Annotated in this window: 33 protein-coding genes; all 33 read left to right on the forward strand. The window is 53.6% G+C overall.

The genetic code is table 11. The features are described from left to right. Positions 1-72: 72 nt before the first annotated feature. The gene (gene rpoB, locus B9K09_RS03170; protein WP_087515481.1) at positions 73-4,146 is read left to right on the forward strand and encodes a DNA-directed RNA polymerase subunit beta; all 4,074 of its coding nucleotides are present in this window, start codon (positions 73-75) and stop codon (positions 4,144-4,146) included. Positions 4,147-4,210: 64 nt separating this feature from the next. Continuing rightward, positions 4,211-8,410 (forward strand): DNA-directed RNA polymerase subunit beta', encoded by a 4,200-nt coding sequence (gene rpoC / locus B9K09_RS03175; RefSeq protein WP_087515482.1) that lies wholly within the window; start codon positions 4,211-4,213, stop codon positions 8,408-8,410. Positions 8,411-8,567: 157 nt separating this feature from the next. Continuing rightward, positions 8,568-8,939, forward strand: coding sequence for a 30S ribosomal protein S12 (rpsL, locus tag B9K09_RS03180; RefSeq protein ID WP_003186084.1), 372 nt, complete (start codon positions 8,568-8,570; stop codon positions 8,937-8,939). Between the two features lie 123 nt (positions 8,940-9,062). Further along, positions 9,063-9,533: a 30S ribosomal protein S7 gene (gene rpsG, locus B9K09_RS03185; protein WP_010490886.1), complete on the forward strand. Its 471-nt coding sequence runs from the start codon at positions 9,063-9,065 to the stop codon at positions 9,531-9,533. 33 nt (positions 9,534-9,566) lie between these two features. Next, positions 9,567-11,669: an elongation factor G gene (gene fusA, locus B9K09_RS03190; RefSeq protein ID WP_087515483.1), complete on the forward strand. Its 2,103-nt coding sequence runs from the start codon at positions 9,567-9,569 to the stop codon at positions 11,667-11,669. 30 nt (positions 11,670-11,699) lie between these two features. Beyond that, positions 11,700-12,893: an elongation factor Tu gene (gene tuf, locus B9K09_RS03195; RefSeq protein ID WP_087515475.1), complete on the forward strand. Its 1,194-nt coding sequence runs from the start codon at positions 11,700-11,702 to the stop codon at positions 12,891-12,893. Positions 12,894-13,036: 143 nt separating this feature from the next. After that, positions 13,037-13,348, forward strand: coding sequence for a 30S ribosomal protein S10 (gene rpsJ / locus B9K09_RS03200; protein ID WP_010486970.1), 312 nt, complete (start codon positions 13,037-13,039; stop codon positions 13,346-13,348). A gap of 81 nt (positions 13,349-13,429) precedes the next feature. Next, complete coding sequence (gene rplC / locus B9K09_RS03205; protein ID WP_087515484.1) at positions 13,430-14,065, forward strand: 50S ribosomal protein L3; 636 nt, start codon at positions 13,430-13,432, stop codon at positions 14,063-14,065. 12 nt (positions 14,066-14,077) lie between these two features. Further along, positions 14,078-14,680, forward strand: coding sequence for a 50S ribosomal protein L4 (gene rplD / locus B9K09_RS03210; protein ID WP_087515485.1), 603 nt, complete (start codon positions 14,078-14,080; stop codon positions 14,678-14,680). Continuing rightward, entirely contained in the window at positions 14,677-14,976 is a 300-nt protein-coding gene (rplW, locus tag B9K09_RS03215; RefSeq protein WP_069901955.1) for a 50S ribosomal protein L23, read from the forward strand. The genes rplD and rplW overlap by 4 nt, the downstream gene beginning before the upstream one ends. A 14-nt stretch (positions 14,977-14,990) precedes the next feature. Continuing rightward, a complete protein-coding gene (gene rplB / locus B9K09_RS03220; protein ID WP_010486979.1) occupies positions 14,991-15,815 on the forward strand; it encodes a 50S ribosomal protein L2 in 825 nt (274 codons plus the stop codon). Between the two features lie 16 nt (positions 15,816-15,831). After that, complete coding sequence (gene rpsS / locus B9K09_RS03225; protein ID WP_010486981.1) at positions 15,832-16,107, forward strand: 30S ribosomal protein S19; 276 nt, start codon at positions 15,832-15,834, stop codon at positions 16,105-16,107. 11 nt (positions 16,108-16,118) lie between these two features. Further along, positions 16,119-16,451, forward strand: coding sequence for a 50S ribosomal protein L22 (gene rplV / locus B9K09_RS03230; RefSeq protein ID WP_003103908.1), 333 nt, complete (start codon positions 16,119-16,121; stop codon positions 16,449-16,451). Between the two features lie 13 nt (positions 16,452-16,464). Beyond that, a complete protein-coding gene (gene rpsC, locus B9K09_RS03235) occupies positions 16,465-17,151 on the forward strand; it encodes a 30S ribosomal protein S3 (protein WP_010486985.1) in 687 nt (228 codons plus the stop codon). Between the two features lie 12 nt (positions 17,152-17,163). Next, on the forward strand, positions 17,164-17,577 hold the full coding sequence (gene rplP, locus B9K09_RS03240; RefSeq protein ID WP_003243901.1) for a 50S ribosomal protein L16: 414 nt from the start codon (positions 17,164-17,166) through the stop codon (positions 17,575-17,577). Then, complete coding sequence (gene rpmC, locus B9K09_RS03245) at positions 17,577-17,768, forward strand: 50S ribosomal protein L29 (protein WP_002555481.1); 192 nt, start codon at positions 17,577-17,579, stop codon at positions 17,766-17,768. The genes rplP and rpmC overlap by 1 nt, the downstream gene beginning before the upstream one ends. Positions 17,769-17,770: 2 nt before the next feature. After that, positions 17,771-18,037, forward strand: coding sequence for a 30S ribosomal protein S17 (rpsQ, locus tag B9K09_RS03250; protein ID WP_087518958.1), 267 nt, complete (start codon positions 17,771-17,773; stop codon positions 18,035-18,037). A 23-nt stretch (positions 18,038-18,060) separates the two neighbouring features. Then, on the forward strand, positions 18,061-18,429 hold the full coding sequence (gene rplN, locus B9K09_RS03255; protein WP_003281831.1) for a 50S ribosomal protein L14: 369 nt from the start codon (positions 18,061-18,063) through the stop codon (positions 18,427-18,429). Between the two features lie 11 nt (positions 18,430-18,440). Continuing rightward, positions 18,441-18,755: a 50S ribosomal protein L24 gene (rplX, locus tag B9K09_RS03260; protein WP_087515486.1), complete on the forward strand. Its 315-nt coding sequence runs from the start codon at positions 18,441-18,443 to the stop codon at positions 18,753-18,755. A 19-nt stretch (positions 18,756-18,774) separates the two neighbouring features. Next, entirely contained in the window at positions 18,775-19,314 is a 540-nt protein-coding gene (rplE, locus tag B9K09_RS03265) for a 50S ribosomal protein L5 (protein WP_087515487.1), read from the forward strand. A gap of 13 nt (positions 19,315-19,327) precedes the next feature. Continuing rightward, complete coding sequence (rpsN, locus tag B9K09_RS03270) at positions 19,328-19,633, forward strand: 30S ribosomal protein S14 (RefSeq protein ID WP_087515488.1); 306 nt, start codon at positions 19,328-19,330, stop codon at positions 19,631-19,633. Between the two features lie 209 nt (positions 19,634-19,842). Beyond that, positions 19,843-20,235, forward strand: coding sequence for a 30S ribosomal protein S8 (gene rpsH / locus B9K09_RS03275; protein WP_010486999.1), 393 nt, complete (start codon positions 19,843-19,845; stop codon positions 20,233-20,235). Between the two features lie 12 nt (positions 20,236-20,247). After that, a complete protein-coding gene (rplF, locus tag B9K09_RS03280; RefSeq protein ID WP_010487001.1) occupies positions 20,248-20,781 on the forward strand; it encodes a 50S ribosomal protein L6 in 534 nt (177 codons plus the stop codon). A gap of 9 nt (positions 20,782-20,790) precedes the next feature. Further along, positions 20,791-21,141, forward strand: a complete 351-nt coding sequence (rplR, locus tag B9K09_RS03285) for a 50S ribosomal protein L18 (protein WP_087515489.1) — start codon at positions 20,791-20,793, stop codon at positions 21,139-21,141. A 3-nt stretch (positions 21,142-21,144) separates the two neighbouring features. Continuing rightward, a complete protein-coding gene (rpsE, locus tag B9K09_RS03290) occupies positions 21,145-21,645 on the forward strand; it encodes a 30S ribosomal protein S5 (RefSeq protein ID WP_010487004.1) in 501 nt (166 codons plus the stop codon). Positions 21,646-21,647: 2 nt separating this feature from the next. Then, positions 21,648-21,827, forward strand: a complete 180-nt coding sequence (gene rpmD / locus B9K09_RS03295) for a 50S ribosomal protein L30 (protein WP_010487007.1) — start codon at positions 21,648-21,650, stop codon at positions 21,825-21,827. A gap of 3 nt (positions 21,828-21,830) precedes the next feature. After that, entirely contained in the window at positions 21,831-22,265 is a 435-nt protein-coding gene (gene rplO / locus B9K09_RS03300) for a 50S ribosomal protein L15 (protein WP_010487008.1), read from the forward strand. Then, positions 22,266-23,594 (forward strand): preprotein translocase subunit SecY, encoded by a 1,329-nt coding sequence (secY, locus tag B9K09_RS03305; protein WP_087515490.1) that lies wholly within the window; start codon positions 22,266-22,268, stop codon positions 23,592-23,594. It abuts the gene before it with no gap. A 28-nt stretch (positions 23,595-23,622) separates the two neighbouring features. Next, complete coding sequence (gene rpmJ / locus B9K09_RS03310; RefSeq protein WP_002555468.1) at positions 23,623-23,739, forward strand: 50S ribosomal protein L36; 117 nt, start codon at positions 23,623-23,625, stop codon at positions 23,737-23,739. 133 nt (positions 23,740-23,872) lie between these two features. Next, on the forward strand, positions 23,873-24,229 hold the full coding sequence (gene rpsM / locus B9K09_RS03315; RefSeq protein WP_010487012.1) for a 30S ribosomal protein S13: 357 nt from the start codon (positions 23,873-23,875) through the stop codon (positions 24,227-24,229). A gap of 30 nt (positions 24,230-24,259) precedes the next feature. Then, the gene (gene rpsK / locus B9K09_RS03320; protein ID WP_013789773.1) at positions 24,260-24,649 is read left to right on the forward strand and encodes a 30S ribosomal protein S11; all 390 of its coding nucleotides are present in this window, start codon (positions 24,260-24,262) and stop codon (positions 24,647-24,649) included. Positions 24,650-24,666: 17 nt separating this feature from the next. Continuing rightward, complete coding sequence (rpsD, locus tag B9K09_RS03325; RefSeq protein ID WP_087515491.1) at positions 24,667-25,287, forward strand: 30S ribosomal protein S4; 621 nt, start codon at positions 24,667-24,669, stop codon at positions 25,285-25,287. A 22-nt stretch (positions 25,288-25,309) separates the two neighbouring features. Further along, positions 25,310-26,311 carry a DNA-directed RNA polymerase subunit alpha gene (gene rpoA / locus B9K09_RS03330; RefSeq protein WP_087515492.1) on the forward strand — a complete coding sequence of 334 codons (1,002 nt, stop codon included), beginning with the start codon at positions 25,310-25,312 and terminating at the stop codon, positions 26,309-26,311. Positions 26,312-26,331 lie beyond the last annotated feature (20 nt).

Genomic DNA, 26,331 nt, shown 5'->3' on the forward strand with positions numbered 1-26,331 from the left:
GGGTTTGCAAGAGTTTCTGGCTGCTCCCGTCGGAGAGGCCAAATAAGCAGGTGACCAAGCTGGGGAACGCTGATGGCTTACTCATATACTGAGAAAAAACGTATCCGCAAGGACTTTAGCAAGTTGCCGGATGTCATGGATGTGCCTTATCTCCTGGCCATCCAGCTGGATTCGTACCGCGAATTCCTGCAGGCGGGAGCGACCAAGGATAAGTTTCGCGATATCGGCCTCCATGCCGCCTTTAAGTCCGTTTTCCCGATTATCAGCTATTCCGGCAATGCTGCCTTGGAATATGTCGGTTATCGCCTGGGCGAACCGGCTTTTGACGTCAAAGAGTGCGTCCTTCGCGGCGTAACTTACGCCGTACCGCTGCGGGTAAAAGTTCGTTTGATCATTTTCGACAAAGAATCGTCGAACAAAGCGATCAAGGACATTAAAGAGCAAGAAGTTTACATGGGGGAAATCCCCCTGATGACTGAGAACGGTACCTTTGTTATTAACGGTACTGAACGTGTCATCGTTTCCCAGTTGCACCGTTCGCCAGGCGTGTTCTTCGATCACGACCGTGGCAAGACGCACAGCTCTGGCAAGTTGCTCTATTCGGCTCGTGTAATTCCTTACCGTGGCTCTTGGCTCGATTTCGAATTCGATCCGAAAGACGCTGTATTCGTACGTATCGACCGCCGTCGTAAACTGCCGGCTTCGGTACTGCTGCGCGCGCTTGGTTATAGCACTGAAGAGATGCTGGACGCGTTCTATGTCACCAACGTATTCCACGTTAAGGGCGAATCCCTGAGCCTGGAACTGGTGCCACATCGTCTGCGTGGTGAAATTGCTGTTCTCGATATCAAAGACGAGAAAGGCAAGGTCATTGTTGAGCAAGGCCGCCGTATTACTGCGCGCCACATCAACCAGTTGGACAAAGCCGGCATCAAGGAACTTGAAGTTCCTATCGATTACCTGATTGGCCGTACTAGCGCCAAGGCAATCGTGCATCCGGCAACTGGCGAAATCATCGCTGAGTGCAACACCGAGTTGAACGTTGAAATCCTCGCCAAGGTTGTTAAGGCGCAGGTTGTACGCATCGAAACCTTGTATACCAACGACATCGATTGCGGTCCGTTCATCTCTGACACCCTGAAGATTGATTCGACTACCAACCAATTGGAAGCGTTGGTCGAAATCTATCGCATGATGCGTCCAGGCGAGCCGCCAACCAAGGACGCTGCCGAAACCTTGTTCAACAACTTGTTCTTCAGCCCAGAGCGTTATGATCTGTCGGCTGTAGGTCGCATGAAGTTCAACCGTCGTATCGGTCGCACCGAGATCGAAGGTTCGGGCGTGTTGAGCAAAGAAGATATCGTTGAAGTCCTCAAGACTTTGGTTGATATCCGTAACGGTAAAGGCATCGTCGATGACATCGACCACCTCGGTAACCGTCGCGTTCGTTGCGTCGGCGAAATGGCCGAGAACCAGTTCCGTGTAGGTCTGGTGCGTGTTGAGCGTGCGGTTAAAGAACGTCTGTCGATGGCTGAAAGCGAAGGCCTGATGCCGCAAGACCTGATCAACGCCAAGCCAGTGGCTGCCGCGGTCAAAGAGTTCTTTGGTTCCAGCCAGCTTTCACAGTTCATGGACCAGAACAACCCGCTGTCCGAGATTACGCACAAGCGTCGTGTCTCTGCACTGGGCCCTGGTGGTTTGACTCGTGAGCGTGCAGGCTTCGAAGTTCGTGACGTACACCCGACTCACTACGGCCGTGTTTGCCCGATTGAGACGCCGGAAGGTCCGAACATTGGTCTGATCAACTCCCTGGCTGCCTATGCGCGCACCAATCAGTACGGCTTCCTTGAGAGCCCGTACCGTGTGGTTAAAGACACGCTGGTAACCGACGAGATCGTCTTCCTGTCAGCAATCGAAGAGGCCGATCACGTGATCGCCCAGGCTTCGGCTCTGATGAACGACAAAGGTCAATTGGTTGATGAGTTGGTGGCTGTACGTCACCTCAACGAATTCACCGTTAAAGCACCTGAAGACGTAACCCTGATGGACGTCTCGCCGAAGCAGGTAGTTTCGGTTGCCGCCTCGTTGATTCCGTTCCTCGAGCACGACGACGCCAACCGTGCGTTGATGGGTTCGAACATGCAGCGTCAGGCTGTTCCGACCTTGCGTTCGGACAAGCCGCTGGTGGGTACTGGTATGGAGCGCAACGTAGCGCGCGACTCCGGTGTCTGCGTAGTTGCACGTCGTGGCGGTGTGATCGACTCGGTTGATGCGAGCCGTATCGTTGTTCGTGTGAATGACGACGAAGTTGAAACTGGCGAAGCCGGTGTTGATATCTACAACTTGACCAAATACACCCGTTCTAACCAGAACACCTGCATCAACCAGCGTCCGCTGGTGAGCAAGGGTGACAAGGTCAAGCGTAGCGACATCATGGCTGACGGCCCGTCGACCGACATGGGTGAGCTGGCTCTTGGCCAGAACATGCGCGTCGCGTTCATGCCGTGGAACGGTTACAACTTCGAAGACTCCATCCTCCTGTCGGAGCGCGTGGTTCAAGAAGATCGTTTCACCACAATCCACATTCAGGAACTGACCTGTGTGGCGCGTGACACCAAGCTTGGGCCTGAGGAAATCTCCTCGGACATCCCGAACGTTGGTGAAGCAGCTCTGAACAAGCTGGACGAAGCAGGCATCGTGTATGTCGGCGCTGAAGTAGGCCCAGGCGATATTCTGGTTGGTAAAGTGACGCCGAAAGGCGAAACCCAACTCACTCCAGAAGAGAAGCTGTTGCGTGCCATCTTCGGTGAAAAAGCGTCTGACGTTAAAGACACCTCCCTGCGTGTGCCAACCGGTACCAAAGGTACGGTCATTGACGTACAGGTCTTCACCCGTGACGGCGTTGAGCGCGATGCGCGTGCACTGTCGATCGAGAAGACTCAGCTCGACGAGATCCGTAAGGACCTCAACGAAGAGTTCCGGATTGTTGAAGGTGCAACCTTTGAACGTCTGCGTTCAGCTCTGGTTGGCAAGGTAGTTGAAGGCGGCGCTGGCCTGAAGAAGGGTGCAGAGCTGACCGACGAATTCCTTGACGGTCTGGAGCGTGGCCAGTGGTTCAAGCTGCGCATGGCTGACGATGCACTGAATGAGCAGTTGGAAAAGGCCCAGGCCTACATTTCCGATCGCCGCCAGTTGCTCGACGACAAGTTCGAAGACAAGAAGCGCAAGCTGCAGCAGGGCGATGACCTGGCTCCAGGTGTGCTGAAAATCGTTAAGGTTTACCTGGCAATCCGTCGTCGCATCCAGCCGGGTGACAAGATGGCTGGTCGTCACGGTAACAAAGGTGTGGTTTCGGTCATCATGCCGGTTGAAGACATGCCGCACGACGTACACGGTACGCCGGTCGACATCGTACTAAACCCGCTGGGTGTTCCATCGCGTATGAACGTAGGTCAGATTCTCGAAACTCACCTGGGCCTTGCGGCTAAAGGGTTGGGCGAGAAGATCAACCGCATGCTCGAAGAGCAGCGCAAGATCGCTGAACTGCGTAAGTTCTTGCAGCAGATCTATAACGAGATCGGTGGCCGTCAGGAAAGCCTTGACGAGTTCAGTGATCAGGAAATTACCGATCTGGCGAAGAACCTGCGTGGCGGTGTGCCAATGGCCACTCCAGTATTCGACGGTGCCAAAGAGAGCGAAATCAAGGCCATGCTGAAACTGGCAGATTTGCCAGAAAGCGGCCAGATGCGTTTGATCGACGGTCGGACGGGTAACCAGTTCGAGCGTGAGACCACTGTCGGCTACATGTACATGTTGAAACTGAACCACCTGGTGGACGACAAGATGCACGCGCGTTCCACTGGTTCCTACAGCCTCGTTACTCAGCAGCCGTTGGGTGGTAAGGCGCAGTTCGGTGGTCAGCGCTTCGGTGAGATGGAGGTCTGGGCGTTGGAAGCCTACGGCGCCGCTTACACATTGCAAGAAATGCTGACCGTGAAGTCGGACGACGTGAACGGCCGTACCAAGATGTACAAAAACATCGTTGACGGCGATCACCGTATGGAGCCAGGCATGCCTGAGTCCTTCAACGTTCTGATCAAAGAGATCCGTTCACTCGGTATCGACATCGATCTGGAAACCGAATAACACGTGACGCGAATCGGCGGTGGAGCACTTTGCTCCATCGCCAGCTCCGCCAGGAGGAAAGGCCTTGAAAGACCTACTGAATTTGCTGAAAAACCAGGGTCAAGTCGAAGAGTTCGACGCCATCCGTATTGGATTGGCATCGCCTGAGATGATCCGTTCGTGGTCGTTCGGTGAAGTTAAAAAGCCGGAAACCATCAACTACCGTACGTTCAAGCCTGAGCGTGACGGCCTGTTCTGCGCCAAGATCTTTGGCCCGGTAAAGGATTACGAGTGCCTGTGCGGTAAGTACAAGCGCCTCAAGCACCGTGGTGTAATCTGTGAGAAGTGCGGCGTTGAAGTTGCACTGGCGAAAGTTCGTCGTGAGCGTATGGCCCACATCGAACTGGCTTCCCCGGTTGCTCACATCTGGTTCTTGAAGTCCCTGCCAAGCCGTATCGGTTTGCTGATGGACATGACCCTGCGTGATATCGAACGCGTTCTCTACTTCGAGAGCTATGTCGTTATCGATCCAGGCATGACCACCCTTGAAAAAGGTCAGCTGCTCAACGACGAACAGTACTTCGAAGCCTTGGAAGAGTTCGGTGACGACTTCGACGCACGTATGGGCGCCGAAGCTGTTCGCGAGCTGTTGCACGCTATCGACCTGGAACACGAGATTGGCCGTCTGCGTGAAGAAATTCCGCAAACCAACTCGGAAACCAAAATCAAGAAGCTGTCCAAGCGTCTGAAGTTGATGGAAGCCTTCTTGGGTTCCGGCAACTTGCCAGAGTGGATGGTCCTGACCGTTCTGCCGGTTCTGCCGCCAGATCTGCGTCCGTTGGTACCGCTGGACGGTGGTCGTTTCGCGACTTCTGACCTGAACGATCTATATCGTCGCGTTATCAACCGTAACAACCGTTTGAAGCGTCTGCTTGATCTGTCTGCGCCGGATATCATCGTGCGCAACGAAAAGCGCATGCTTCAGGAAGCAGTTGACGCATTGCTCGACAACGGCCGTCGTGGTCGCGCCATCACTGGTTCGAACAAGCGTCCGCTGAAATCCTTGGCTGACATGATCAAGGGTAAGCAAGGTCGTTTCCGTCAGAACTTGCTCGGTAAGCGCGTTGACTACTCCGGTCGTTCGGTAATTACCGTAGGCCCAACGCTGCGTCTGCATCAGTGCGGTCTGCCGAAGAAGATGGCTCTCGAGCTGTTCAAGCCGTTCATTTTCGGCAAGCTGGAAATGCGTGGTCTCGCGACTACCATCAAGGCTGCCAAGAAGATGGTTGAGCGTGAGTTGCCAGAAGTTTGGGACGTTCTCGCTGAAGTAATTCGCGAACACCCAGTGCTTCTCAACCGTGCACCGACCCTTCACCGTCTGGGTATCCAGGCGTTTGAGCCGGTTCTGATTGAAGGTAAGGCGATCCAGCTGCACCCGTTGGTTTGTGCGGCCTACAACGCCGACTTCGACGGTGACCAGATGGCTGTTCACGTACCGCTGACGCTGGAAGCCCAGCTCGAAGCGCGTGCGCTGATGATGTCGACCAACAACATTCTGTCGCCAGCTAACGGTGAGCCAATCATCGTTCCTTCGCAGGACGTTGTATTGGGTCTGTACTACATGACCCGTGAAGCTACCAACGCCAAAGGCGAAGGTCGCGTATTCGCTGACCTGCAAGAAGTTGACCGCGTATTCCGTGGTGGTCAAGCGTCTCTGCATGCCCGCGTCAAGGTGCGTATCAACGAGGTCATCAAAGACCGCGATGGCAGCATCACCAAAAATACTCGCATCGTCGACACCACTGTTGGCCGTGCGCTGCTGTTCCAAATCGTGCCGGACGGCCTGTCGTATGACGTGGTCAACCACTCGATGAAGAAGAAGGCGATCTCCAAGCTGATCAACCAGTGCTACCGTACTGTAGGCTTGAAAGACACCGTTATCTTCGCTGACCAGCTGATGTACACCGGTTTCGCATACTCGACGATCTCGGGCGTTTCCATTGGTGTTAACGACTTCGTTATCCCTGATGAAAAAGTTCGCATCATCGACGCGGCTACCGAAGAAGTTAAAGAGATCGAAAGCCAGTACGCATCGGGCCTGGTAACTCAGGGCGAGAAGTACAACAAGGTGATCGACTTGTGGTCGAAGGCCAACGACGAAGTCTCCAAAGCGATGATGGCGAACCTCTCGAAAGAGAAAGTAGTCGATCGTGACGGCAAGACTGTTGATCAAGAGTCCTTCAACTCGATGTACATGATGGCCGACTCCGGTGCGCGGGGTTCTGCTGCGCAGATCCGTCAGCTCGCTGGTATGCGTGGTCTGATGGCCAAGCCAGACGGCTCGATCATCGAAACGCCGATTACTGCGAACTTCCGTGAAGGTTTGAGCGTACTTCAGTACTTCATCTCGACTCACGGTGCTCGTAAAGGTCTGGCGGATACCGCACTGAAAACAGCTAACTCCGGTTACTTGACGCGTCGTCTGGTTGACGTTGCCCAGGATCTGGTAGTGACTGAGATCGATTGCGGCACTGAGCGCGGTCTATACATGACTCCGCACATTGAAGGCGGCGACGTTGTAGAGCCATTGGGTGAGCGCGTATTGGGTCGAGTAATCGCCAATGACGTATTCAAGCCAGGCACCGAAGACGTCATCGTGCCAGCCGGTACCTTGGTTGATGAGCAGTGGGTTGAGTTCATTGAACTGAACAGCATCGACGAAGTAGTCGTGCGTTCGCCAATCACCTGTGAAACCCGTTACGGCATCTGTGCCAAGTGCTACGGTCGCGACCTTGCACGTGGTCACCAGATCAACATCGGTGAAGCTGTCGGCGTAATCGCTGCACAGTCGATCGGTGAGCCGGGTACACAGCTGACCATGCGTACGTTCCACATTGGTGGTGCGGCTAGCCGGACCTCGGCTGCTGACAGCGTTCAGGTTAAGAACGGCGGCACTGTCCGTCTGCATAACTTGAAGCACGTAGAGCGTCTTGACGGCGCACTGGTCGCGGTATCGCGTTCTGGTGAGCTGGCCATGGCTGACGAGTTCGGTCGTGAGCGCGAGCGTTACAAGCTGCCTTACGGTGCTGTGATCTCGGTTAAAGAGGGTGACAAAGTGGAGCCGGGCGCAATCGTCGCCAAGTGGGATCCGCACACTCACCCAATCGTTACCGAGATGAAAGGTACTGTGACCTTCGTTGGTATGGAAGAAGGCATCACGATCAAGCGTCAGACTGACGAATTGACCGGTTTGACCAACATTGAAGTTCTCGATCCGAAAGACCGTCCAGCTGCCGGCAAAGATATTCGCCCAGCAGTTAAGATGGTTGGCGCTGACGGTAAAGACTTGCTGCTGCCAGGTACCGATGTACCGGCTCAGTACTTCTTGCCAGCAAACGCCTTGGTCGGTGTAGCGGATGGTGTGCAAGTGGGCGTGGGTGATGTAATCGCTCGTATCCCGCAAGAAACATCGAAAACCCGTGACATCACCGGTGGTCTGCCACGCGTTGCCGACTTGTTCGAAGCGCGTCGTCCGAAAGAAGCTTCGATTCTGGCGGAGATCAGCGGCACCATCTCCTTCGGTAAAGAAACCAAAGGCAAGCGTCGTCTGGTGATTACACCAACCGACGGTAGCGATCCGTACGAAGAGCTGATTCCGAAGTGGCGTCACCTGAACGTGTTCGAAGGTGAACAGGTTAACAAGGGTGAAGTTATCTCCGACGGCCCAAGCGATCCGCACGACATCCTGCGTTTGTTGGGTGTTAGCGCGTTGGCTAAGTACATCGTTAACGAGATTCAAGACGTTTACCGTCTGCAGGGCGTGAAAATCAACGATAAGCACATCGAGACCATCCTGCGTCAGATGCTGCGTAAAGTTGAAGTGGCTGAATCCGGCGATTCAACCTTCATCAAGGGCGACCAGATGGAGTTGACCGCGGTACTGGGTGAGAACGAGCGTCTGGCAGCAGCCGACAAGTTTGTCTCCAAGTACACTCGCGTATTGCTGGGTATCACCAAGGCGTCGTTGTCGACTGAGTCGTTCATCTCGGCAGCATCGTTCCAGGAAACCACTCGCGTTCTTACCGAGGCGGCGGTTACTGGTAAGCGCGATTACCTGCGCGGCCTGAAGGAAAACGTTGTTGTGGGTCGTTTGATCCCAGCAGGTACAGGTTTGGCCTATCACAGCGAGCGTAAGCGCAAGCGTGAAATCGACAAGCCAGTGCGTGTTAGTGCCAGTGAAGTTGAAGCGGCACTGACCGAAGCGTTGAACTTCAGCGGAAATTAAGAGCGTAATCCCGCCGCATATGCGGCGGGGTTGCATCTTGACTGGGAGGCTGAGTCTCTTTAGACTCATGCACCCCTAAATTTGGCAGGGCATGTTGCTCTGCCATTTTGCTTTGTTTGAAAAGCAATAGCGTCGAAAGACAACAGTGGAGCTAAAGATGGCAACTATTAACCAGCTGGTACGTCAGCCGCGTAAGCGTATCGTCGAGAAATCCGACGTGCCTGCGCTGCAGAACTGCCCGCAACGTCGTGGCGTATGCACTCGCGTGTATACCACTACGCCGAAAAAACCTAACTCGGCTTTGCGTAAAGTTTGCCGTGTTCGCCTGACCAACGGTTTCGAAGTTTCTTCGTACATCGGTGGTGAAGGTCACAACCTGCAAGAGCACAGCGTTGTTCTGATCCGTGGCGGTCGTGTAAAAGACCTTCCGGGTGTTCGCTACCACACCGTTCGCGGTTCTTTGGATACTTCCGGTGTTAAAGGTCGTAACCAGGGTCGTTCGAAGTACGGTACCAAGCGTCCAAAGTGATTGCGGCCCAGTAATGGGGCGTTTCGCTAAATTGCAGTTATCTATTTATTTGAGTCGATAAGAGTAAGGTCGGGCGCATATGCGGTCCCGAGCTAACCTGAAGACCGTTTGAGGGCTTATCACATGCCAAGACGTCGTGTAGCAGCCAAGCGCGAAGTGCTTGATGATCCAAAATACGGAAGCCAAATTCTGGCCAAGTTCATGAACCACGTAATGGAAAGCGGCAAGAAAGCCGTTGCCGAGCGTATCGTTTATGGCGCGCTGGACAAGGTTAAAGAACGTAAGAACAGCGATCCCCTGGAGATCTTCGAGAAAGCTCTCGACGCCATCGCTCCGCTGGTCGAAGTGAAGTCGCGCCGCGTTGGCGGTGCTACTTACCAGGTTCCTGTTGAAGTACGTCCTTCCCGTCGTAATGCTCTTGCCATGCGCTGGCTGGTAGATTTCGCCCGTAAGCGTGGCGAGAAATCTATGGCTTTGCGTTTGGCTGGTGAGTTGTTGGACGCTGCCGAAGGCAAGGGTGCTGCAGTTAAGAAGCGTGAAGACGTGCACCGTATGGCTGAAGCCAACAAGGCTTTCTCGCACTACCGCTTCTAATTTTCTAGCGCTTCTAAACTTTGCGAGGGCTTTATGGCTCGTACTACCCCGATTAACCGCTACCGTAACATTGGTATTGTCGCGCACGTTGATGCCGGCAAAACCACTACGACTGAGCGGGTTTTGTTCTACACCGGTGTTAACCACAAAATGGGTGAGGTGCATGATGGCGCCGCAACCATGGACTGGATGGCGCAGGAGCAGGAGCGTGGTATTACCATCACCTCCGCGGCAACTACTGCTTTCTGGCAGGGTTCCGAGAAGCAGTTCGACAAGCACCGCTTCAACATCATCGACACCCCGGGCCACGTTGACTTCACCATCGAAGTAGAGCGCTCTTTGCGCGTACTCGACGGCGCGGTCGTTGTGTTCTGTGGTACTTCGGGTGTTGAGCCGCAGTCTGAAACCGTATGGCGTCAGGCCAACAAGTACGGCGTTCCACGTCTTGTTTACGTAAACAAGATGGACCGTGCCGGTGCTAACTTCCTGCGTGTGATCGGTCAGATTAAAGCGCGTTTGGGTCACACTCCGGTGCCGATCCAGCTCGCTATCGGTGCAGAAGATAACTTCCAGGGCCAGATCGATCTGGTCAAAATGAAGGCTATCTACTGGAACGACGACGACAAGGGTATGGCTCTGCGCGAGGAAGAAATTCCTGCAGACATGCTTGAGTTGGCTGAAGAGTGGCGCAGCAACATGGTTGAAGCCGCTGCTGAAGCTTCAGAAGAGCTGATGAATAAGTATCTGGAAGGCGAAGAGCTGACCACTGCTGAAATCAAACTGGCTCTGCGTCAGCGTACTATCGCTGGTGAGATCGTTCTGGCTGTGTGTGGTTCTTCGTTCAAGAACAAGGGTGTTCCCCTGGTTCTCGACGCAGTAATCGACTACCTGCCTGCTCCGGTTGATATTCCGGCGATCAAAGGTTCGGACGTTGATGATGAAACCGTAGAGATGGAGCGTCATGCAGATGATGCTGAACCGTTCTCTGCTCTGGCTTTCAAAATCGCTACCGACCCGTTCGTGGGTACGCTGACGTTTGCTCGCGTTTACTCGGGTGTACTGAGCTCCGGTGACGGCGTTCTGAACTCGGTTAAAGGCAAGAAAGAGCGTGTGGGTCGTATGGTGCAAATGCACGCAAACACCCGCGAAGAGATCAAAGAAGTACGCGCTGGCGACATCGCTGCTCTGATCGGCATGAAGGACGTCACCACAGGTGATACTTTGTGCTCGCTTGAGAAGCCAATCATTCTTGTTCGTATGGACTTCCCAGAACCGGTAATCTCGGTTGCTGTAGAGCCTAAGACCAAGGACGACCAGGAAAAAATGGGTATCGCTCTGGGCAAGCTTGCTCAGGAAGATCCATCTTTCCGCGTTAAGACTGATGAAGAGACTGGTCAAACGATCATCTCCGGCATGGGCGAGTTGCACCTCGACATCCTCGTAGATCGTATGCGTCGCGAGTTCAACGTTGAGGCCAACATCGGCAAGCCGCAGGTTTCGTACCGTGAGAAGATCACTAAGTCTTGCGAAATCGAAGGCAAATTCGTACGTCAATCTGGCGGCCGTGGCCAATTCGGTCATTGCTGGGTTCGTTTTGCTCCGGCAGACGAAGGTCAGGAAGGCTTGCAGTTTGTCAACGAGGTAGTCGGTGGTGTTATTCCTAAGGAATACATCCCAGCTATTCAGAAGGGCATTGAAGAGCAGATGAAGAACGGTGTTGTTGCCGGCTATCCGCTCATCGGCCTGAAGGCTACTGTGTTCGATGGTTCTTACCATGACGTCGACTCCAACGAGATGGCGTTTAAGGTAGCTGCCTCCATGGCGACCAAGCAGTTGTCCCAAAAGGGCGGCGCAGTTGTGCTTGAGCCTGTGATGAAAGTGGAAGTAGTAACACCTGAGGACTATATGGGTGACGTGATGGGTGACCTGAACCGTCGTCGTGGTCTGATCCAGGGTATGGAAGATACGGTTTCCGGCAAGGTTATCCGCGCCGAAGTTCCGTTGGGTGAGATGTTCGGTTACGCAACCGACGTTCGCTCCATGTCTCAGGGTCGCGCGAGCTACTCCATGGAATTCTCCAAATACTCCGAGGCTCCGTCGAATATCGTCGAAGCTATCGTTAAAAAACAAGGCTAATCCAGCCCTTTAGGCAAGAGGTTCACTGTCGTGGCTAAAGAAAAGTTTGAACGTAAAAAACCACACGTAAACGTTGGCACAATCGGCCACGTTGACCATGGTAAAACTACTCTGACTGCAGCACTGACTCGCGTTTGTGCTGAAACTTGGGGCGGTTCCGCTCGCGATTTCTCCCAGATCGACAACGCTCCGGAAGAAAAAGCACGTGGTATTACCATCAACACTTCCCACGTTGAATATGATTCACCAACCCGTCACTACGCACACGTAGACTGCCCGGGCCACGCTGACTATGTTAAAAACATGATCACTGGTGCTGCGCAGATGGACGGCGCGATTCTGGTTTGCTCGGCTGCCGATGGCCCGATGCCACAGACTCGTGAGCACATCCTGCTGTCCCGTCAGGTTGGCGTACCCTTCATCGTTGTCTTCCTGAACAAGGCTGACATGGTTGATGACGCTGAGCTGTTGGAACTGGTTGAGATGGAAGTTCGTGACCTGCTGTCGACTTACGACTTCCCAGGCGACGACACTCCAATCGTAATCGGTTCGGCGCTGATGGCTCTGAACGGTCAAGACGATAACGAAATGGGCACCACTGCCGTTCGTAAGCTGGTTGAGACTCTGGATACTTATATCCCTGAGCCTGAGCGTGCAATCGACAAGCCATTCCTGATGCCAATCGAAGACGTGTTCTCGATCTCTGGTCGCGGTACTGTTGTGACTGGTCGTGTTGAGCGTGGCATCGTTAAAGTACAGGAAGAAATTGAGATTGTTGGTATCCGTGATACCACCAAGACCATCTGTACTGGTGTTGAGATGTTCCGTAAGTTGCTCGACGAAGGTCGTGCTGGTGAGAACGTTGGCGTACTGCTGCGTGGCACCAAGCGTGATGACGTAGAGCGTGGTCAGGTACTGGCTAAGCCAGGCACCATCAAGCCACACACCAAGTTCGAAGGCGAAGTGTACGTCCTGTCGAAAGAAGAGGGTGGTCGTCACACTCCTTTCTTCAAGGGCTACCGTCCGCAGTTCTACTTCCGTACTACGGACGTAACTGGTAACTGCGAACTGCCGGAAGGCGTTGAAATGGTAATGCCGGGCGACAACATCAAAATGGTTGTTACCCTGATTGCTCCAATCGCCATGGAAGATGGTCTGCGTTTCGCGATTCGCGAAGGCGGCCGTACCGTTGGTGCTGGTGTAGTTGCCAAGATCATCGAGTAATCGATTGGTCTAGAAAAAAGCCTCCGCTTGCGGGGGCTTTTTTTATTGGGTTGACACTGGTGGGGAGCGTCTATAGAATTGCGCCTCCTTTTAACGGGCGTACTGCGCCCGTTGGGAATCGCAGCTTGGAATCTGAGGTCAAAATGCAAAACCAACAAATCCGTATTCGGTTGAAGGCTTTTGACCATCGCCTGATCGATCAATCAACCCAGGAAATCGTGGAAACCGCGAAGCGTACTGGTGCTCAGGTGCGTGGTCCGATTCCATTGCCTACTCGCAAAGAGCGGTTCACAGTTCTTACTTCTCCGCACGTCAACAAAGACGCGCGTGATCAGTTTGAAATTCGAACCCACAAGCGTGTTCTGGACATTGTCCAGCCAACGGATAAAACCGTTGACGCGCTGATGAAGCTCGACCTTGCGGCTGGCGTGGAAGTGCAGATCAGCCTCGGCTAAGACTTGGGTCTTAGTCGTGTAACGCTCTGAAATGGGCGGCCATAGCGGGTGAAAGCCCCGTACACTCATGAGGTTTACAACATGACTATTGGTGTAGTCGGTCGTAAATGCGGTATGACCCGTATTTTCACCGAAGAAGGTGTCTCCATTCCGGTTACGGTCATTGAGATCGAACCGAATCGCGTCACCCAGTTTAAAACTGAGGAGTCCGATGGCTATCGTGCAGTGCAAGTCACTGTCGGTGAGCGTCGTGCTTCGCGTGTCAGCAAGGCTCAAGCCGGTCACTTCGCTAAGGCGAACGTCGCGGCAGGTCGTGGTGTTTGGGAATTCCGTCTTGAAGAAGGCGAGTACTCAAATGGCGACTTGATCAACGCTGAAATCTTCCAAGCTGGACAGATGGTCGATGTGACCGGTCAGTCCAAGGGTAAAGGCTTTGCCGGTACCATCAAGCGTTGGAACTTCCGCGGCCAAGACAACACTCACGGTAACTCCGTGTCCCACCGTGTGCCGGGTTCTATTGGCCAGTGCCAAACCCCGGGTCGCGTATTCAAGGGCAAGAAAATGTCCGGTCACATGGGTGCTGAGCGTGTGACGGTACAGTCCCTGGAAGTTGTGCGCGTCGACGCTGAACGCAACCTGCTGTTGGTCAAAGGCGCTGTTCCTGGCGCGACTGGCGGTAACCTGGTTGTGCGTCCAGCAGCTAAGACTCGCGGTTAAGGGGAAGCTGACATGCAATTAAATGTAAATGGCGCTCAAGCGATCGAAGTTTCCGAAGCTACTTTCGGTGGCGATTACAACGAGACCCTGGTTCACCAAGCAGTTGTGGCCTACATGGCCGGCGGCCGTCAAGGCAGCAAGCAGCAGAAGACTCGTTCCGATGTATCTGGCGGCGGCAAGCGTCCGTGGCGTCAGAAGGGTACTGGTCGTGCTCGTGCCGGTACCACTCGTGGTCCAATCTGGCGCGGTGGTGGTGTGACTTTCGCGGCTCGTCCGCAGAATCACGACCAAAAGCTGAACAAGAAGATGTATCGCGCGGCGATCCGTTCGATTCTTGCTGAGCTGGTTCGTACTGATCGTCTGGTAGTAGTTGAAGACTTCGCTGTTGAAGCTCCGAAAACTAAAGATCTGCTGGGCAAGCTGAATGGCATGGGTCTGACTAACGTCCTGATCGTGTCTGATGCAATTGATCAAAATTTGTACCTGGCTGCTCGTAACCTGCCGCACGTCGATGTTCGTGACGTTCAGGGTTCCGATCCGGTCAGTCTGATCGCGTATGAAAAGGTACTGGTTACCGTTTCTGCCGTGAAGAAATTCGAGGAGATGCTGGGATGAACCAGGAACGCGTATTTAAAGTGCTGCTGGGGCCGCACATCTCTGAGAAAGCCACACTACTGGCCGATAAGAAAAGCCAGTTCGTATTTAAAGTTGCGACTGACGCAACCAAGCTGGAAATCAAGAAGGCCGTCGAAAGCCTGTTCAGCGTGAAAGTTGAGCGTGTTACTACTCAGAACGTTCTGGGTAAGAGCAAGCGCACCGCTCGCGGTCTGGGCAAGCGTAACGACTGGAAGAAAGCGATCATTTCGCTTCAGCCAGGCCAAGATCTCGATTTCGCCAGCAGTGCTGAGTAAGGAAGGGATGCATCATGGCAATCGTTAAATGCAAACCGACTTCCGCTGGCCGCCGTTTTGTGGTCAAGGTGGTCAATCAGGAGCTGCATAAAGGCGCTCCTTACGCTCCGCTGCTTGAAAAGAAGTCGAAGACTGGCGGTCGTAACAACAATGGTCGCATCACTACCCGTCATATCGGTGGTGGTCACAAGCAGCATTATCGTCTGGTCGATTTCCGTCGCAATGACAAAGATGGCATTCCAGCCACTGTCGAGCGTATTGAATACGATCCGAACCGTACCGCACACATCGCTTTGTTGATGTATGCAGACGGCGAGCGTCGCTACATCATCGCACCTAAGGGTGTGAGTGCTGGCGATCAGCTGATTGCTGGGATCATGGCTCCAATCAAGCCGGGCAACAGCCTACAACTGCGCAACATTCCAGTTGGTAGCACTGTTCACGGTATTGAACTGAAGCCAGGTAAAGGTGCACAGATCGCTCGTTCCGCTGGTGCTTCGGCTCAGCTGATCGCTCGTGAAGGCGTCTATGTGACATTGCGTCTGCGTTCCGGTGAAATGCGTAAAGTTCTGGCCGAGTGCCGTGCGACTTTGGGCGAAGTTTCGAACTCCGAGCACAGCCTGCGTTCGCTAGGTAAAGCTGGTGCTAAGCGCTGGCGTGGCGTTCGCCCGACCGTTCGTGGTGTTGCCATGAACCCGGTCGACCACCCACATGGTGGTGGTGAAGGTCGTACCTCTGGTGGTCGTCATCCGGTGTCTCCATGGGGCTTCCCTACCAAGGGTGCTAAGACTCGTGGTAACAAGCGCACCGATAATATGATCGTCCGTCGTCGCAAGTAATTAGAGGGATACGACAGTGCCACGTTCTCTGAAAAAAGGTCCTTTCATCGATCTTCACCTACTGAAGAAGATTGAAGTGGCAGTTGAAAAGAATGATCGCAAGCCAGTTAAAACCTGGTCGCGCCGTTCTATGATTCTGCCGCAAATGGTCGGTCTGACCATTGCTGTGCATAACGGCCGTCAACATGTCCCAGTTCTTGTGAACGAAGACATGGTCGGTCACAAACTCGGCGAGTTTGCTGGTACCCGCACTTATCGTGGGCACGTAGCAGACAAGAAAGCCAAGCGTTAAGGGGTTAGGAAATGGAAGTAGCCGCTAAGTTGTCGGGCGCTCGAATCTCCGCCCAAAAAGCCCGCTTGGTCGCCGACCAGATCCGCGGGAAAAAGGTGGGCGAAGCGCTCAACTTGTTGGCTTTTAGCAGTAAAAAAGCCGCCGAGATCATGAAAAAAGTGCTGGAGTCGGCTGTAGCCAACGCCGAGCACAACGAAGGCGCAGACGTTGATGACTTGAAGGTCAGCACCGTTTTCGTCAACGAAGGGCGTTCGCTGAAGCGAATCATGCCGCGTGCCAAAGGCCGCGCTGATCGCATCGTCAAGCGGTCTTGCCATATCACTGTCAAGGTTGCGGACAAGTAACGGAGTCGATCAGATGGGTCAGAAAGTACATCCCATTGGCATTCGCCTGGGAATCGTCAAGGAGCACACCTCCGTCTGGTACGCAGACGGTCGGACTTATGCGGACTATTTGTTCGCTGATCTGAAAGTGCGTGAGTATCTCCAAGACAAATTAAAAAGCGCGTCCGTAAGCCGTATCGACATTGCTCGTCCGGCTCAAACTGCACGCATCACCATCCACACCGCTCGTCCGGGTATCGTTATCGGCAAGAAAGGTGAAGATGTTGAGAAGCTGCGTCAGGACCTGACCAAGCAAATGGGTGTGCCTGTGCACATCAATATCGAAGAGATCCGTAAGCCGGAGCTCGACGGTATGCTGGTTGCGCAGAGCGTAGCTCAGCAGCTGGAGCGTCGCGTGATGTTCCGTCGCGCTATGAAGCGCGCTGTACAAAACGCCATGCGTATTGGTGCCAAGGGCATCAAAATCCAAGTGAGCGGTCGTCTCGGCGGTGCTGAAATTGCACGTACCGAATGGTATCGCGAAGGTCGTGTGCCGTTGCACACCCTGCGTGCCGATATCGACTATGCCACGTACGAAGCGCACACCACTTACGGTGTGATCGGTGTCAAGGTTTGGATCTTCAAAGGCGAAGTAATTGGTGGTCGCCACGAAGAACTAAAACCACAAGCACCTGCGCCTCGTAAAAAAGCTGCTAAGTAAGGGGTACGCCAAATGTTGCAACCAAAGCGTACGAAGTTCCGCAAGCAGATGACAGGCCACAACCGTGGCTTGGCACAACGCGGTAGCAAAGTCAGCTTCGGCGAATTCGCCTTGAAGTCTGTTGCCCGCGGTCGTCTCACCGCCCGTCAGATTGAGTCCGCTCGTCGTGCTCTGACTCGTCACGTTAAGCGTGGCGGGAAAATCTGGATTCGCGTTTTCCCGGATAAGCCGGTTACCAAGAAGCCTCTAGAAGTGCGGATGGGTAAAGGTAAGGGTGGCGTTGAGTATTGGGTAGCCCAGATTCAGCCAGGCAAAGTCCTGTATGAAATCGAAGGCGTTTCCGAAGAGTTGGCGCGTGAGGCTTTCGCCTTGGCAGCTGCAAAGCTGCCTCTCGCCACCACTTTTGTTAAGCGGACGGTGATGTGATGAAGGCGAATGAACTTCGTGAAAAATCAGCACAGCAGCTGAACGAGCAACTGCTCGGCCTGCTGCGCGACCAGTTCAATCTGCGTATGCAGAAAGCGACTGGCCAGTTGGGGCAGTCTCATCTGCTCTCGCAAGTTAAGCGCGATATCGCTCGTGTGAAGACTGTGCTCAACCAGCAGGCAGGTAAGTGATCATGGCTGAAGCCGAAAAAACAGTCCGTACGCTGACCGGCCGTGTTGTCAGCGACAAGATGGACAAGACCATCACCGTATTGATCGAGCGTCGCGTTAAGCACCCGATCTACGGTAAATACGTTAAGCGTTCGACCAAGCTGCACGCGCATGACGAAACCAATCAGTGCCACATCGGTGACAAAGTTTCGATTCGTGAAACTCGTCCCGTTGCCAAGACCAAAACTTGGGCATTGGTTGAAGTCATCGAACGCGCAGTGGAAGTCTAAGGACTAGGGGTCGGAGAAATTATATGATTCAGACTCAATCCATGCTCGACGTTGCTGACAACAGTGGCGCACGTCGCGTTATGTGTATCAAGGTGCTGGGCGGTTCACACCGCCGTTATGCAGGCATCGGTGACATCATCAAGGTAACCGTTAAGGAAGCAATTCCACGCGGTAAAGTGAAGAAGGGCCAGGTAATGACTGCAGTTGTAGTCCGTACCCGTCATGGCGTTCGTCGTCCTGATGGCTCGATCATTCGCTTCGATGGCAATGCTGCTGTTCTGTTGAACAACAAGCAAGAGCCTATCGGTACCCGTATCTTTGGGCCCGTGACTCGCGAACTTCGTACTGAGAAGTTCATGAAGATCGTCTCGCTCGCCCCTGAAGTGCTGTAAGGAGATCCGACATGCAAAAGATTCGTCGTGACGACGAGATCATCGTGATCGCCGGCAAAGACAAAGGTAAGCGCGGTAAGGTGCTCAAGGTTCTCGCTGACGACCGTTTGGTCGTTGGTGGGGTCAACCTGGTGAAGCGTCATACCAAGCCTAACCCGATGTCGGGCGTTCAAGGCGGTATCGTTGAGAAAGAAGCGCCATTGCACGCTTCTAACGTGGCCATCTTCAATGGCGAAACCAGCAAAGCAGATCGCGTTGGTTTTAAAGTTGAAGACGGTAAAAAAATTCGTGTCTTCAAGTCGACCCAAAAAGCGGTTGATGCTTGAACACTGCTAGGTAGAGACCATGGCACGACTAAAAGAGATTTATCGGAAGGAAATTGCGCCCAAGCTCCAGGAAGAACTGAAGCTTGCTAACGTGATGGAAGTTCCGCGTATTACCAAAATCACCCTTAACATGGGCCTGGGCGAAGCGATCGGTGATAAGAAGATCATCGAGCACGCAGTTGCCGACCTGGAAAAGATTACCGGTCAGAAAGTCGTTGTGACTCATGCCCGTAAGTCGATTGCAGGCTTCAAGGTTCGTGAGGGCTGGCCGATTGGCGTTAAAGTTACTCTGCGCCGTGAGCGTATGTATGAGTTCCTGGATCGTCTGCTGTCTATCTCCCTGCCGCGCGTGCGTGACTTCCGCGGCCTGAATGCCAAGTCGTTTGACGGCCGTGGCAACTACAGCATGGGTGTTAAAGAGCAGATCATTTTCCCGGAAATCGACTACGACAAAATCGATGCCCTCCGCGGTCTGGATATTACCCTGACCACTACTGCTCGGACGGATGATGAAGGTCGCGCATTGCTGCGTGCTTTCAAATTCCCGTTCCGCAACTGATAGGAGCTGGATCATGGCCAAAATGAGCATGAAAAACCGTGAGCTGAAGCGTCAGCAAACGGTTGCTAAGTACGCTAAGAAGCGTGCTGAGCTGAAAGCCATCATCGTCGATCAGGAAGCAACTCCTGAAGCGCGTTGGGAAGCTACAGTAGCACTGCAGAAGCAGCCACGTGACGCAAGCGCCTCGCGCATGCGTAACCGCTGCCGCATTACCGGTCGTCCGCACGGCGTTTATCGCAAGTTCGGTCTGTCGCGTATCAAGCTGCGTGAAGCTGCTATGCGCGGTGACGTACCAGGTCTGGTTAAAGCCAGCTGGTAAGTCGCTGTTAGCGAGTCACCTGTTTACCCCGGTTTACTGGGGGAAACAGGTGAATATCGCAAGCAATTTGAATCAAGCCCCTTTTGGGGCTTGATTCATTTTTGATCAGTCACTAGAATGTTCGGCTCGCCTGAGCCTGGGTTCGCCCAAAGGTGTCTGGTGACTCTAGCCGTAAGGCTAATTCTTTTTGTATCAGGAGCGTCTAGCCCATGAGTATGCAGGACCCGTTAGCGGACATGCTAACTCGTATCCGTAATGCCCAGATGGCTGAAAAGTCCGTCGTAAGCATGCCATCTTCTACTTTGAAGGTAGCCGTAGCCAAAGTTCTTAAGGACGAAGGTTATGTTGCGGATTATCAGATCAGCGGTGAAGCAAAACCGCAGCTGTCCATCGAGCTGAAATATTTCGAAGGCCGTCCGGTCATCGAAGAAGTAAAACGCGTTAGCCGTCCAGGCCTCCGCCAATACAAAGCTGTCGAAGATCTGCCGAAAGTTCGTGGCGGTCTTGGCGTGTCTATCGTCTCCACCAACAAAGGTGTGATGACGGATCGTGCTGCGCGCGCTGCCGGTGTCGGTGGTGAAGTGCTTTGTACTGTGTTCTAGGGGGAGATAAGCATGTCTCGCGTTGCTAAAAACCCCGTCAAGCTGCCATCTGGTGTAGAGATCAAACTCGCCGGTCAGCAGCTTTCGGTGAAAGGTGCCAAGGGCACTTTGGAACTGAATGTTCACTCGTCCGTTGAAGTGGTCCAGGATTCCGGTGAGCTGCGTTTCGCTGCTCGCAATGGTGATCAGCAGACTCGCGCAATGGCCGGTACCACTCGTGCGTTGGTTAACAACATGGTAATCGGCGTCAGCGAAGGCTTCGAGCGCAAGCTCCAGTTGGTCGGTGTTGGTTATAAAGCACAAGCTAAAGGTCAGGTTCTGTCCTTGGCATTGGGCTTTTCCCACCCAATCGACTACGAATTGCCGCAAGGCGTTACCGCCGAAACCCCTAGCCAGACAGACATCCTGATCAAGGGCGTCGACAAACAACTGGTTGGTCAGGTAGCTGCGGAAATTCGTGACTTCCGTCGTCCTGAACCTTACAAGGGCAAAGGTGTTCGTTACGCTGACGAAGTCGTCCGCCGTAAAGAAGCCAAGAAGAAGTAGGGCTAGCAAATGACCGACAAAAAAGTTACTCGACTGCGTCGCGCTCGCAAAGCACGTCTGAAAATGCACGAACTCGAAGTCGTGCGTCTCTGCGTGTATCGTTCCGCGCAGCACATCTATGCCCAGGTCATCTCGGCCGACGGCAGCAAGGTATTGGCCACCGCGTCGACCTTGGACAAAGCACTGCGTGATGGCGCCACTGGCAACATCGACGCAGCCAAGAAAGTTGGCGAGCTGGTTGCCGAGCGTGCGAAAGCCGCTGGTGTGACTCAGGTTGCATTCGACCGTTCTGGCTTCAAGTACCACGGCCGCGTTAAGGCGCTGGCTGATGCTGCTCGTGAAGGCGGGCTGGAGTTCTAAGTTATGTCAAATAACGACCAAAAGCGCGACGAAGGCTACATCGAGAAATTGGTGCAGGTTAACCGTGTTGCTAAAACCGTAAAAGGTGGCCGTATCTTCACTTTCACCGCGTTGACCGTGGTAGGTGATGGTAAGGGTCGCGTTGGTTTTGGCCGCGGCAAATCCCGCGAAGTGCCAGCTGCTATCCAAAAAGCGATGGAAGCTGCACGTCGTAACATGATCACTGTTGATCTGAACGGCACTACTTTGCAGTACGCAATGAAGTCTGCTCATGGCGCCTCTAAGGTGTACATGCAGCCTGCTTCCGAAGGTACCGGTATTATTGCTGGTGGCGCGATGCGTGCTGTTCTTGAAGTAGCTGGTGTTCACAACGTACTGGCTAAATGCTACGGCTCTACCAACCCTGTGAACGTGGTTCATGCCACTTTCAAAGGTTTGAAAGCTATGCAGTCTCCGGATTCCGTTGCGGCTAAGCGTGGCAAGAGCGTCGAGGAGATTCTCTAATCATGGCTAATACCGTAAAAGTCACGCTGATCAAAAGCGTGAACGGCCGTCTGGCTAATCACAAAGCTTGCGTCAAGGGTCTCGGCCTGCGTCGTATCAATCACACCGTTGAAGTTCTGGATACTCCAGAAAATCGCGGCATGATGAACAAAGCTTATTACCTTCTCCGCGTGGAGGGTTAACGCATGTTCCTGAATGATTTGAGTCCTGCGCCGGGTTCCCGTCGCGAGAAGCACCGTCCGGGTCGTGGTATCGGTAGTGGTTTGGGTAAGACAGGTGGCCGTGGTCACAAAGGTCAAACCTCCCGCTCCGGTGGTTCCATTGCACCAGGTTTTGAAGGCGGCCAGCAGCCTCTGCACCGTCGTCTTCCTAAATTCGGCTTTGTCTCTTTGAAAGCTATGGACCGCGCAGAAGTGCGTACTTCCGAGCTGAACAAGATCGAAGGTGATGTAGTTACTCTGCAGGCGCTGAAGGATGCTGACCTGATTAATCAAAACGTACAGCGTGTGAAAGTCATGCTGTCCGGCGAGATTACTCGTGCAGTTACCCTTAAAGGTATCGCCGCCACCAAAGGTGCGCGCGCGGCTATCGAAGCAGCTGGCGGTAAGTTCGAGGAATAAATGGCTAAGCAAGGTGCTCTCTCAGCGCTAGGCAATGGCGGGTTATCCGAGCTCTGGGCTCGTCTGCGCTTTCTGTTCATGGCGATTATCGTCTACCGGATTGGCGCACACATCCCTGTGCCCGGAATCAACCCTGATAGACTGGCGGATCTGTTTCGACAGAATGAGGGGACCATTCTTAGCTTGTTCAACATGTTTTCCGGTGGTGCGCTGGAGCGCATGAGCATTTTTGCATTGGGGATCATGCCGTACATTTCGGCATCGATCATCATGCAGCTCATGTCCGCTGTCAGCCCACAACTGGAGCAGTTGAAGAAGGAAGGTGAATCTGGTCGTCGCAAGATAAGCCAGTACACCCGCTACGGCACTCTCGTGCTGGCATTCGTTCAAGCTATCGGCATGTCCGTTGGTCTGGCGAGCCAGGGCGTCGCGTTCGCAGTTGATTTCAGCTTCTACTTTGTCGCAGTTACTACGTTCGTTGCAGGCGCAATGTTCATGATGTGGCTCGGCGAGCAAATCACTGAGCGTGGTGTTGGCAACGGTATTTCGATGCTGATTTTTGCAGGCATCGTAGCCGGTCTGCCGCGGGCGATTGGGCAGTCTTTCGAGTCTGCTCGTCAGGGCGATATCAATATCTTCGCCCTTGTCGCCATCGGTTTGCTGGCAGTAGCGATCATTGGTTTTGTGGTGTTCATTGAGCGTGGGCAGCGTCGCATTGCGGTGCATTACGCCAAGCGTCAGCAGGGCCGTAAGGTTTTTGCTGCGCAGACGAGCCACTTGCCACTGAAGGTGAATATGGCGGGGGTTATCCCGGCTATTTTCGCTAGCAGCCTTCTGTTGTTCCCGGCATCGCTGGGGTCTTGGTTCGGTCAGTCTGAAGGTTTGGGCTGGCTTCAAGATATCTCACAGGCTATCGCTCCTGGTCAGCCGTTGAACATTTTGCTGTTTAGTGCAGGGATCATTTTCTTCTGCTTCTTCTATACAGCGCTGATGTTCAATCCGAAAGACGTAGCGGAAAACCTGAAGAAGTCTGGTGCCTTTATTCCAGGCATCCGTCCAGGCGAGCAGTCGGCACGTTACATTGATAGCGTATTGACTCGTTTGACCCTGTTCGGAGCCATGTACATGACGGCCGTCTGTTTGCTACCCCAGTTTCTGGTGGTTGCAGCCAACGTACCGTTCTATCTCGGCGGGACCTCGTTGCTGATTGTGGTTGTGGTTGTAATGGACTTCATGTCCCAAGTACAATCGCACCTCGTTTCGAACCAGTACGAATCCCTGATGAAGAAAGCCAACCTGAAGGGTTACGGCAGCGGCATGATGCGCTGAAGTTCCCATAAGGTTCGAGGAGTTGGTGATGAAAGTTCGTGCATCAGTGAAAAAGCTGTGCCGTAACTGCAAAATTATTCGTCGCGAAGGTGTCGTGCGAGTGATCTGCAGCGCGGAACCGCGTCACAAACAGCGCCAAGGCTGAGAGTGATTGTAGCGATATAAGCCCGACAGCTAGTGCGCTGTCGGGTTGATTATTTGTTTTTACAGCGTTAAGATCTTGCGCCCCATTTCTTGGCTTCCGGGGCGTGGGTTGCTGTCAATTGGAGTTACACTGAATGGCCCGTATTGCAGGCGTTAACATTCCGGATAACAAACACACTGTTATCTCGCTGACCTACATCTTTGGTGTCGGTCGCACAACTGCACAGAAAATCTGTGCTGCTACTGGTGTAAACCCAGCAGCTAAAATCAAAGATCTCTCTGACGAGCAGATCGAGCAGCTGCGTGGTGAAGTCGCCAAGGTTAACACCGAGGGTGATCTGCGCCGCGAAGTTAACATGAAAATCAAACGCTTGATGGACCTGGGCTGCTACCGCGGCCTGCGCCATCGTCGCGGCCTTCCGGTCCGCGGTCAGCGTACCAAGACCAACGCGCGTACCCGTAAGGGCCCGCGTAAGCCGATCCGCAAGTAATTGCGCCCGCGAATCGACAGGAAATAAGTCATGGCTAAGCCTGCTGCTCGTACTCGTAAGAAAGTCAAAAAGACAGTTGTGGATGGCATCGCCCATATCCACGCTTCTTTCAACAACACTATCGTGACCATTACTGACCGTCAGGGCAATGCTCTGTCTTGGGCTACCTCTGGTGGTTCAGGTTTCCGCGGCTCACGTAAGAGCACCCCGTTTGCTGCCCAGGTGGCTGCAGAACGTGCTGGTCAAGCTGCGCTGGAATACGGCCTGAAGAACCTTGACGTTAATGTCAAAGGCCCAGGTCCCGGCCGTGAGTCCGCTGTCCGTGCATTAAACGGCTGCGGTTACAAGATCGCCAGCATCACCGATGTGACGCCCATCCCGCATAACGGATGCCGTCCTTCGAAGAAGCGTCGCGTGTAATCAGGAGACAGTGAGATATGGCTCGTTACATTGGTCCCAAGTGCAAACTGTCTCGTCGTGAAGGCACAGATCTTTTCCTGAAAAGTGGCGTACGCGCCCTGGAATCGAAGTGCAACATCGAAGCAGCCCCAGGTATTCACGGCCAGCGCCGTAGCCGTCAGTCTGACTACGGCACACAGCTCCGTGAGAAGCAAAAAGTTCGTCGCATCTATGGCGTACTTGAGCGTCAGTTCAGTGGTTATTACAAAGAAGCAGCCGGCAAGAAAGGCGCTACTGGTGAGAACCTTCTGCAACTGCTCGAGTGCCGTCTGGACAACGTAGTTTACCGTATGGGCTATGGCGCAACTCGCGCTGAATCCCGTCAGTTGGTTTCGCATAAAGCGATCTCCATCAACGGCAAAACTGTAAACGTCCCGTCTTACCAGGTTAAAGCTGGTGACGTAGTTGCAGTACGCGAGAAATCGAAGAATCAGCTGCGCATTGCTCAGGCTCTTGAGTTGTGTGCCCAGCGCGGCCGCGTTGAATGGGTTGAAGTTGACACTGAAAAGAAATCGGGCGTTTTCAAAGCCGTCCCAGTTCGCAGTGACCTCTCCGCCGACATCAACGAAAGCCTGATTGTCGAGCTCTACTCCAAGTAAGGGCTAGAAAAAGGGTGCATCCATGCAGATTTCGGTAAATGAGTTCCTGACCCCCCGCCATATTGATGTGCAGGTGGTTAGTCCGACCCGCGCCAAGATCACTCTCGAGCCTCTCGAGCGTGGTTTCGGCCATACCCTGGGCAACGCGCTGCGTCGCATCTTGTTGTCCTCCATGCCTGGCTGTGCAGTAGTCGAGGCCGAGATTGACGGTGTACTCCATGAGTACAGCGCAATCGAAGGTGTTCAGGAAGACGTTATTGAAATCCTGCTCAACCTTAAAGGTCTGGCTGTCAAACTGCACGGTCGTGACGAAGTGACACTGACTCTGGCGAAGAAGGGCTCGGGCGTAGTTACCGCTGCCGATATTCAGCTGGATCATGATGTTGAAATCGTCAATGGCGACCACGTAATTGCCAACATGGCTTCTACTGGCGCGCTGAACATGAAGCTCACTGTAGCTCGTGGTCGCGGCTATGAGCCAGCTGACTCCCGTCAGAGCGATGAAGATGAAAGCCGCAGCATTGGTCGCTTGCAGCTGGATTCATCGTTCAGCCCGGTGCGTCGTGTCTCTTACGTGGTGGAAAATGCTCGTGTTGAGCAGCGCACCAACTTGGACAAACTGGTTATCGACCTGGAGACCAACGGTACTCTGGATCCTGAAGAGGCAATTCGTCGTGCCGCTACCATCCTGCAACAGCAGTTGGCAGCGTTCGTCGACCTCAAAGGTGACAGCGAACCTGTTGTGATCGAGCAAGAAGACGAGATCGATCCGATCCTGCTTCGCCCGGTTGATGATCTGGAACTGACCGTTCGTTCGGCAAACTGCCTCAAAGCAGAAAACATTTACTACATCGGCGACCTGATTCAGCGTACCGAAGTAGAACTGTTGAAAACGCCGAACTTGGGCAAGAAATCCCTGACTGAAATCAAGGATGTTCTGGCTTCTCGCGGTCTGTCCCTCGGTATGCGCCTCGACAACTGGCCGCCGGCAAGTCTGAAGAAAGACGATAAGGCTACTGCCTAATCGTCATCATCACCGAACGA

This window comes from Pseudomonas sp. M30-35 (genome assembly GCF_002163625.1).
Lineage (GTDB): Bacteria > Pseudomonadota > Gammaproteobacteria > Pseudomonadales > Pseudomonadaceae > Aquipseudomonas.

Bases quoted from the DNA above. Each gene is read 5' to 3' on its own strand.
- rpoB (WP_087515481.1), top strand. From the start codon at position 73: ATGGCTTACTCATATACTGAGAAAAAACGTATCCGCAAGGACTTTAGC.
- rpsL (WP_003186084.1), top strand. From the start codon at position 8,568: ATGGCAACTATTAACCAGCTGGTACGTCAGCCGCGTAAGCGTATCGTC.
- rpsG (WP_010490886.1), top strand. From the start codon at position 9,063: ATGCCAAGACGTCGTGTAGCAGCCAAGCGCGAAGTGCTTGATGATCCA.
- fusA (WP_087515483.1), top strand. From the start codon at position 9,567: ATGGCTCGTACTACCCCGATTAACCGCTACCGTAACATTGGTATTGTC.
- rpsJ (WP_010486970.1), top strand. From the start codon at position 13,037: ATGCAAAACCAACAAATCCGTATTCGGTTGAAGGCTTTTGACCATCGC.
- rplC (WP_087515484.1), top strand. From the start codon at position 13,430: ATGACTATTGGTGTAGTCGGTCGTAAATGCGGTATGACCCGTATTTTC.
- rplD (WP_087515485.1), top strand. From the start codon at position 14,078: ATGCAATTAAATGTAAATGGCGCTCAAGCGATCGAAGTTTCCGAAGCT.
- rplW (WP_069901955.1), top strand. From the start codon at position 14,677: ATGAACCAGGAACGCGTATTTAAAGTGCTGCTGGGGCCGCACATCTCT.
- rplB (WP_010486979.1), top strand. From the start codon at position 14,991: ATGGCAATCGTTAAATGCAAACCGACTTCCGCTGGCCGCCGTTTTGTG.
- rplV (WP_003103908.1), top strand. From the start codon at position 16,119: ATGGAAGTAGCCGCTAAGTTGTCGGGCGCTCGAATCTCCGCCCAAAAA.
- rpsC (WP_010486985.1), top strand. From the start codon at position 16,465: ATGGGTCAGAAAGTACATCCCATTGGCATTCGCCTGGGAATCGTCAAG.
- rplP (WP_003243901.1), top strand. From the start codon at position 17,164: ATGTTGCAACCAAAGCGTACGAAGTTCCGCAAGCAGATGACAGGCCAC.
- rpmC (WP_002555481.1), top strand. From the start codon at position 17,577: ATGAAGGCGAATGAACTTCGTGAAAAATCAGCACAGCAGCTGAACGAG.
- rpsQ (WP_087518958.1), top strand. From the start codon at position 17,771: ATGGCTGAAGCCGAAAAAACAGTCCGTACGCTGACCGGCCGTGTTGTC.
- rplN (WP_003281831.1), top strand. From the start codon at position 18,061: ATGATTCAGACTCAATCCATGCTCGACGTTGCTGACAACAGTGGCGCA.
- rplX (WP_087515486.1), top strand. From the start codon at position 18,441: ATGCAAAAGATTCGTCGTGACGACGAGATCATCGTGATCGCCGGCAAA.
- rplE (WP_087515487.1), top strand. From the start codon at position 18,775: ATGGCACGACTAAAAGAGATTTATCGGAAGGAAATTGCGCCCAAGCTC.
- rpsN (WP_087515488.1), top strand. From the start codon at position 19,328: ATGGCCAAAATGAGCATGAAAAACCGTGAGCTGAAGCGTCAGCAAACG.
- rpsH (WP_010486999.1), top strand. From the start codon at position 19,843: ATGAGTATGCAGGACCCGTTAGCGGACATGCTAACTCGTATCCGTAAT.
- rplF (WP_010487001.1), top strand. From the start codon at position 20,248: ATGTCTCGCGTTGCTAAAAACCCCGTCAAGCTGCCATCTGGTGTAGAG.
- rplR (WP_087515489.1), top strand. From the start codon at position 20,791: ATGACCGACAAAAAAGTTACTCGACTGCGTCGCGCTCGCAAAGCACGT.
- rpsE (WP_010487004.1), top strand. From the start codon at position 21,145: ATGTCAAATAACGACCAAAAGCGCGACGAAGGCTACATCGAGAAATTG.
- rpmD (WP_010487007.1), top strand. From the start codon at position 21,648: ATGGCTAATACCGTAAAAGTCACGCTGATCAAAAGCGTGAACGGCCGT.
- rplO (WP_010487008.1), top strand. From the start codon at position 21,831: ATGTTCCTGAATGATTTGAGTCCTGCGCCGGGTTCCCGTCGCGAGAAG.
- secY (WP_087515490.1), top strand. From the start codon at position 22,266: ATGGCTAAGCAAGGTGCTCTCTCAGCGCTAGGCAATGGCGGGTTATCC.
- rpmJ (WP_002555468.1), top strand. From the start codon at position 23,623: ATGAAAGTTCGTGCATCAGTGAAAAAGCTGTGCCGTAACTGCAAAATT.
- rpsM (WP_010487012.1), top strand. From the start codon at position 23,873: ATGGCCCGTATTGCAGGCGTTAACATTCCGGATAACAAACACACTGTT.
- rpsK (WP_013789773.1), top strand. From the start codon at position 24,260: ATGGCTAAGCCTGCTGCTCGTACTCGTAAGAAAGTCAAAAAGACAGTT.
- rpsD (WP_087515491.1), top strand. From the start codon at position 24,667: ATGGCTCGTTACATTGGTCCCAAGTGCAAACTGTCTCGTCGTGAAGGC.
- rpoA (WP_087515492.1), top strand. From the start codon at position 25,310: ATGCAGATTTCGGTAAATGAGTTCCTGACCCCCCGCCATATTGATGTG.